The 7,379-nt window shown below is 43.6% G+C and carries 7 protein-coding genes; 4 read left to right on the top strand and 3 right to left on the bottom strand.

Features of this window, described 5'->3' with window-relative positions; all coding sequences use genetic code 11:
• Nucleotides 1-262: 262 nt before the first annotated feature.
• Together JC525_RS14840 and JC525_RS14835 are read right to left on the bottom strand one after the other, a co-directional pair.
• Nucleotides 263-565, bottom strand: a complete 303-nt coding sequence (locus JC525_RS14840; RefSeq protein WP_198816515.1) for a 4a-hydroxytetrahydrobiopterin dehydratase — start codon at nt 563-565, stop codon at nt 263-265.
• A gap of 170 nt (nt 566-735) precedes the next feature.
• Complete coding sequence (locus JC525_RS14835; RefSeq protein ID WP_198816514.1) at nt 736-3,429, bottom strand: TonB-dependent receptor plug domain-containing protein; 2,694 nt, start codon at nt 3,427-3,429, stop codon at nt 736-738.
• A gap of 437 nt (nt 3,430-3,866) precedes the next feature.
• Here JC525_RS14835 and JC525_RS14830 point away from each other — a divergent pair, with 437 nt between their 5' ends.
• Both JC525_RS14830 and JC525_RS14825 read left to right on the top strand, forming a co-directional pair.
• Nucleotides 3,867-4,859 carry a mechanosensitive ion channel family protein gene (locus JC525_RS14830; protein ID WP_198816513.1) on the top strand — a complete coding sequence of 331 codons (993 nt, stop codon included), beginning with the start codon at nt 3,867-3,869 and terminating at the stop codon, nt 4,857-4,859.
• A gap of 17 nt (nt 4,860-4,876) precedes the next feature.
• Entirely contained in the window at nt 4,877-5,041 is a 165-nt protein-coding gene (locus tag JC525_RS14825) for an entericidin A/B family lipoprotein (protein ID WP_105931072.1), read from the top strand.
• 166 nt (nt 5,042-5,207) lie between these two features.
• Here the strand turns inward: JC525_RS14825 and JC525_RS14820 are convergent, their stop codons facing one another.
• Nucleotides 5,208-5,657, bottom strand: a complete 450-nt coding sequence (locus JC525_RS14820; RefSeq protein WP_198816512.1) for a MaoC family dehydratase — start codon at nt 5,655-5,657, stop codon at nt 5,208-5,210.
• A 229-nt stretch (nt 5,658-5,886) separates the two neighbouring features.
• Between JC525_RS14820 and JC525_RS14815 the strand changes: the two genes are divergently transcribed.
• Both JC525_RS14815 and JC525_RS14810 read left to right on the top strand, forming a co-directional pair.
• A complete protein-coding gene (locus JC525_RS14815) occupies nt 5,887-6,789 on the top strand; it encodes a LysR family transcriptional regulator (protein ID WP_159492754.1) in 903 nt (300 codons plus the stop codon).
• Between the two features lie 162 nt (nt 6,790-6,951).
• A complete protein-coding gene (locus JC525_RS14810) occupies nt 6,952-7,311 on the top strand; it encodes a DUF3718 domain-containing protein (RefSeq protein ID WP_332874120.1) in 360 nt (119 codons plus the stop codon).
• Nucleotides 7,312-7,379: the final 68 nt, after the last annotated feature.

Here is a 7,379-nt window from a genome sequence, read left to right as displayed (position 1 = left end):
TATAACCTACGACCTTCGGGTTATGAGCCCGACGAGCTACCAGACTGCTCCATCCCGCGCCAGAAAATAACCGTTGAAAGCGTTTCGTTTAATGCCTCGCTTCAACGTGGTGCGTATTATACATAGGGACTTACTCAACACAAGTGCTTAGCACCGAAATATTTCATTTTTCTGACTGTTCGCAGCTTAATTGACCAATATGTGCAAAGTTAATACGAAAACGCGCACATTAGTCACTACAACCTCAACGTTTACTGCGGCCTTATTGAAATTTTTCCATTTTTTCAGCAAGAGAAAAGTCTAGTTCTGTCAATCCATCGGCATCGTGCGTCGTCAGCGTTACCTCAACTCTGTTATAAACATTGAACCATTCGGGATGGTGTTTAAACTTCTCTGCCCAAATGGCGATTTGAGACATCCATCCAAATGCTCTGATGAAGCTTTTAAACGTAAATGTTTTTTTGATGGAATCACCACTTCGTTCCCAATATGTGCCATCTGTAACTAACTCATTAAGCGCACCTAACTTAATATCAATCTCATTTTGAGATAACTTCGTCGCCATTTTTTCACCTCACGTATTTTTTTGTGACGGTACTTACTGTAATGAAACTTAACAATATTTGAAGCGTTTAGGTTGGATTAGGACAAGACAGGTTGGAGGTTTTAGTTTACAAAAAAGCCGACTCTCAAATTTTCATTTGAAAAGCCGGCCCAGTTTCGTGCGATTAAGGCTTAAAACTCAATAGCCATGCGAGCATAGATTTGTCGACCACGCGGATCATGTACTTTTGAGTCGAAGCCGCTGTTAGTAAAGACTTGCGGAGGTTCTTCGTCAAATAGATTAATACCACCTATCGTTAATACATAACTTTGGTCGGTGTCGAATACGCTACCAAGATCGATATTGTACTGAGCATCAACCGTTAACATGCTGTCAATTTCATAAAAACCATTTGCACATCCACCGGTGTTACTGGTGCTGTCTGCGCAGTTTTGATCGTCGTCATACGATGAAATATATCGCAAGAACAGGTTGGCAGCATGAACATCATGTTGCCAGTTAAGGCCAATATTCATACGTAACTCTGGCGATGACACACCTATGTTATTGAAGTTACGGCGACCCGCACCATCTACATCCCCGGCTTGCGGGTCGTTCAAGTCATACTTGGTGATGTAAGTCGCTTGAATAGTCGGTGTAAAGTTCCCTAGCTCTGTTTCCATTTTATAGCTGGAAACGAAGTCTATGCCTGATGTTTCAAGCGAACTCGCATTAACATATGTATTGTTAATCTGTAATACTGGCCCCGTTAACGGGTCGCCCGCGCGCACTATACGTGTTGTATCCGTCGGATCTGCACTCAACAATGCTTGCGCGTTTTCCTGTATGATCAAATCTTCAAATTCAAAGTTCCAATAATCCAGCTCAATTGACAAGTCTCTGAACGGCTCGTAAGAGAAACCTATGTTGTACGCCGTAGATTCTTCAGGTTTCAATTCCTCATTACCCGATGTACGGACAGCGACAAAAGCCTGCGCACCTTGCACGGGATCGACAACTTGTTGTAAAGACGTAGCGCCGCCTTGCGCTAAGAATACGGTTGGTGCTCTAAATGACGTCGAGATCGAGCCTCGTAGCGAAAACTCGTCTGTTGCGCGCCATGATATAGCCAGCTTAGGATCAACGGTACTACCAATGCTACCGCCGTAATCTTCATAACGAACGGCTAACTGCACGTCAAGCTCGTCACTAACCGGTAATGCTAACTCCCCAAATGCTGCCCAAACATCTTGGCTTCCATCTAAATCAGGGTTACCGATAACAAAGGTGAAACTATCTTGGTTGGATAATTCATCGTAATCCTGTCTCAGGCTGTTTTCACGATATTGGACTCCTAGCGCAAGCGCTGCATAACCGCCCCCCATTTCGAAGGTATCGAACGAGGTAAACGCTTCGAATACTTCTAAATCCGACTTTGAGTCGATGACTTGCTTGCCCGTAAACGAATTAAGTACATAGTCTGAGTTAGGCGCGCTTGTGTACGACGTTGCAAATGGATTGAAGAACTGGCAGCTTCCCTCACCTGGCGTTCCTAGTACTGGATTACAGTCTGAACCACCGAAACCTAACAGCGCGAGCTGAAATTCAGTGTTCATCACATCCGGTACTGAAAATACAAAGTCATTCACTGCTCTTGTGTAACTGACTTCCCAGAAGCCGCTGTCAGTAACGCCTTGTAAGTTAGTGCTAAAGCGGAAAGTATCCGACTCGGTATTTGCAGCATCACCGGGCTGTCCATTACCTTCAGCTCGGCCGAAAAACGAAACTGGACGCCCAAACGGGTTTTGTGGGTGATAATCTGGCACCACTGGCGCAGTCAAAATAGGAAAGCTTGGTGCACTACCACGCTCGGCGCGGTTCCGTGCCATGCCAATTTCGGTCGTCCAAGTGATGTCGTCTGTAAATTCGTATTCGGCACGCGTATATGCATTAATGCGGCTTTCATCCGGCACATAAGAATAGAACGGCCCGAAATCGAAACCACAGAGACCAACATCAAGCCCAGGCACTGTGCCTGCCGGAGCTAATATCTGTGGAAAACCGCCAAACTCTTCACACCCAAACGGGTCGATAACAGGCACGCCTGGCGCAATGAAGAAACTCGCTGGATTCCCCAGCGCACTGGTATCATCTTGAGGACGGCTTAAGCGTCTGTCACTTATAAAAAGCGGGGAGCGATTCGTATAACTAATAGCCGCTATCACGTTACCTTTGTCGCCTGTTGCTCCCCATAGACCCTGAAGGATATATTCTTTATTATCGCCATGTGCACCATCTTGGTAATCAACACTTACCATAGCGCCGTCGTAGTTTCGCTTGGTAATAAAGTTCACCACACCAGCAACAGCATCAGAGCCGTATAAGGCGGATGCACCATCTTTCACCACCTCCATGCGATCGATGGCAATCATAGGCACTAATGAACTTGTATCGACAAAGTTCAAACCTTCATTGGTAGGTTGAGCGGTAACGACTTGGCGTTTGTTATTAAGGAGCACTAAGGTTGAGGCAACACCTAGACCGCGAAGGTTGATATTAGAGGTCCCTGCCGTTGCGTTTTGGGTAAACGCGTCTGGGTTGTTTTCCGCACCTGTGTTAATGGTGAGTGTTTGAGTAATATCGGCAATGTTCTTTGCACCAATTGAGTCTATGGCGACACTGTCGACAACAGCAAGGGGAGAGGGAGATTCGAAGTTTTCACTTCGACGAACAAAACTTCCGGTAACAAGGATAAGTTCAACATCTTTCTTAGCTTCTTTATCGTTTTCTACGTCAGCTTCTTGGGCTGTTGCAAGATAAGGAGAGCAAAGTAAAGCAGTGCCAACCATTGCGGCAACCGCTGTCTTACGCGTTTTAAATTTCATAGTGTGATTCCAAATCTGGGCTTATCACTACCGGCACTACTACCCACACTTTCCGCTAGCAACAGGCTGTTCGATTTTGTGTTGTTATTGTGATAGGCCATCCACAAATTGTGACCTACCTTTTTGATACTATGCCCGATCTTTAGCTTTGTAAATTTATTGTGAATAATATGTTTACATTAATTTTACACATGGTCAGACCAGGTAGACTTTAGGATAATAGTAACGAAGGCGCGCTATACGTTAGTTTCTCCCGTCTATCTTATGAGAACATGTTTCATTCAATCGGTAATTCATACACACCCCGGCACATTCCGCGCGCATCTCTCCGTCATCGATTCATATAAAACATATAAATTTCATAAAGATACCCTTCCCTCATTCTAGGAATGAATCTTGAAACCCACTGAACAAAACACGCAGAGGAAAAGAGGGTTATGGAATTTCCAAAAGTTGATGAGGTGTATAAATTATTGAGCGAAAAGCTTGAGAGTTGGATTGAAGGAGGCATTACCCTACTCCCTAATATCGTTGTTGCGTTTCTCATCGCCATCTTATTCGGAGTTATCGCGAAAGTTGTCGGCAACGTGGTTGGAAAGCTTATGCGACGTACTTTCGAGTCACGCCAAATAGCGGGTCTCCTCACTTCTATTATTAAATCCATCATTATCGTCGCAGGTATCTTCATTGCGTTAGATTTTGTCGGGCTCAAGGGTACAGTCACCTCGCTTTTGGCCGGGGCCGGTATTGTGGGTTTGGCCATTGGTTTTGCGTTCCAAGACATGACAGAGAATTTCATTGCCGGTGTAGCAATGGGAATTAGAAAGCCTTTTGAAATCGGCGATGTTATTGAGGCTGAGGGTGTTTTTGGAAATGTTAAGGAGATCAATCTTCGAAACACACTCGTTGAGACCTTCTACGGGCAGCTAGAGGTAATTCCTAACAAGATACTATTTCGTAATATATTGACTAACTATTCAACATTGGGTTATCGACGAATAGAAGTACCGGTCGGCATTTCATATGCCGATGACATAGAGCAGGCTGCGAACGTTATTACAGATGCAATGAACGATAAAGATTATGTGATTAAAAAAGAGGAAACCGCCGTTTATGCAGAGTCGTTTGGCGATTCCAGTATTAATCTTCTCTTATGGTTTTGGATCCGGTATCCGGGGGAACCTGGGTTCATGGTGGTTCGACACGATGCCATAAACACGGTCAAGACCGTATTAGAGGACAACGATATTCTTATTCCGTTTCCTATCAGAACATTGGATTTTAACGCCAAAGGCGGCGATAAACTTAATGCAATGATTAATCCAAGAGAGGAACGCGGAAAAGGCAACGCAGGTTCAGGTTCAACTTCGACACAAACAACGTCGGATGAAAAAGCAGGTAACGATCCAGGTCAACCTGGTGAAGAGTAAATATAACGGAGAGTCAAATGGAAATGTTAAATTCAAATACACGTAAACATGCATTCTTAGCACTTATTCTTGCAGCAAGTATTGGTAGCCTAGGGGGCTGCGCAACCATTGAAGGTGCAGGCAAAGATATTCAAAGCGCAGGCGAAGCGGTAGAGGAAGGCGCAGAAGAAGCATCGAACTAGTGCCTTCACAATGTTGCTTCTCACGCACATTGTAAAGTAGGAATTTAAAAAGCCTGAGGATAAGCGAAAGCATCATTCAGGCTTTTTTATTTATAGTATTCCAGTGGCAAATTTTATATGGAAAAGCTAAAACGTTTTGAAAACTCCACAGTACAGGCGCGTTGGCTTACGGCTTCAGTACTGCCAACATAAGGAAGCTACCAACTAGCGCTGGATTTCCGCTCGATTTAAGCAAACATGACGCTTCTACTTTAAACAGTTTGCCCTGCGGCTTTTCAGTCACCTCAACGAGATGAAAATGATACTTCAGCGAATCGTTACTTTTTACTGGTTCAAGGAAGCGCAACTTATCTATGCCGTAATTAATCATAGACGCAATTTCATCACTGGGAGATATCACTTCAGAGAAAGCCTTAGGCATGAGACTTGCGCTCAAAAAACCATGAGCAATGGTTGATTTAAATGGGCTTTCTTTCTCGCAACGCGCAGCATCTAGGTGTATCCATTGATGGTCCCCCGTCGCATCTGCAAACTGATTAATCATGTCCTGAGTCACGGTTAGCCATTCAGACTGTTCGAGTGTTTCTCCTACCGATAAATCCAAAAGTGTTTTCATTTTCGCGCCTCTTTCCTTTTCAAAGATGATAAAACTACTATTATTCGCTTGAATGTTTCAATTAACTTTTAATAATAGGTATTTATAAATATTCTTGTTACACTAACGTAAATTAATCGTAGATGCTATGTAGCAATATATTCATATATTTTTTATACATGCTGTTGTAAACACAGCGCTTCTTCATCTATTGGCTTTTTTCAGAGCATTCGCTCGTAAAGGATTAGTTATGAATCTCAATAGAATCGATTTAAATTTGTTTGCTGTATTTGACGCTATTTATACCGCAGGCAGTTTGACCAAAGCCGCAGACGTATTGTGTATTACTCAACCCGCGGTGAGTAATTCGTTAGCAAGGCTAAGAGAAATGCTAAACGACCCGCTTTTCGTCCGTACTGGTCATAGCATGACACCTACGCCCGTTGCACAGAACATAATTGTTCCCGCGCGACAGGCTTTGGCGCTGCTTCGCAAAAGTGTTCAAGAGAGCCATACTTTTGACCCGCTTACGGCGGAGAAGTCTTTCAATTTTGCCAGCCGAGACTTGTTAGAGGCCAGCATCATGCCTCGCTTGGTTGCTAGACTTCAAAACCTAGCACCAAATATAGGTTTGACTAACTATGAGATACCGCGAAGCCAAGTAGTATCGGCTATGGCTGCGGGGACGCTAGACTTTTTTGCTGACGCCTCGACCTTTACCGACCCGCATTTGTGTAAAGAGAAAATAGCGCAAGACAGATTTGTCGTCCTAGCTAGAAAGAATCACCCTGCCCTTAAAAACGGATTGGATCTCGATACCTTTCTTCGACTTGGGCATATCAATGTTTCCCAGCGGAAATCAGGCGCAGGTCCTATTGATGTCGCATTAGACAAAATGGGGAAACGAAGAAAAGAAGTCATGCGCGGTCAGCACTTTCTCACCGTGCCAAGCACAATAGTGAAAACGGATCTAATAGCATGTTTACCATTTCACTTAGCGAAGCACTACGACCTTGCTATATATGAGATGCCCTTTGACCTTCCACCTGTAGAATACTATTTATATTGGCATGTAAGTGCAGACCATGATTATGCTCACATGTGGATGCGTGAGCAGATTATGGAAGTGGCAAGTAATTTCAAACCACATTAAAACACTCGAAAAAAGCGCTTAATTTAAGCGCTTTTTTCTTGTGTAAATTTGGTTATAGATCTACATACCTTTGTATTGCTAGTAGCATTTCCATACTTCTCGATTTATCGTTTAATCATCTCGAGCAAACAAATAACCTTAAATTTACTCGAGGAATTAACCATGTTGAAAATCGTTAAAGCTTCTCTTGTTATCGCAGCAACATTTGGCGTGTCGGGCATCGCCCATGCTGATGTCAGCGAAGCGCTAGCAAATATTTGCACTATCGTACAAGCAGACGATAAGGGCGAACTAAGAAAGAAAATGCGTTCAGTTGAGTCTGACTATCGCATGAAATTGAAAGACTATTATTCAGGTATTAGCTGTAGTGGCAACAGCCTAATTCGCACGGCGCTGTTGAACAACGCTGTTGAAGCTGGCGAGCTGTTAGTTAAAAAAATGCCTATTTGCATTCTAAGGTTGGAAATCAGTTTTTCTGCCAAAGTAATGAGGAAGCGCTGCTGGTTGGAATCTAAAATATGAGGGGCGGCATTGTACGTGAAGCAGACCTTGGCTCATTAAGATTTTAATGACACGAATGAGGTAATCAA

The organism is Alteromonas sp. IB21 (assembly GCF_016405965.1).
Lineage (GTDB): Bacteria > Pseudomonadota > Gammaproteobacteria > Enterobacterales > Alteromonadaceae > Alteromonas.
This window is presented reverse-complemented; position numbering and strand designations above follow the sequence as displayed.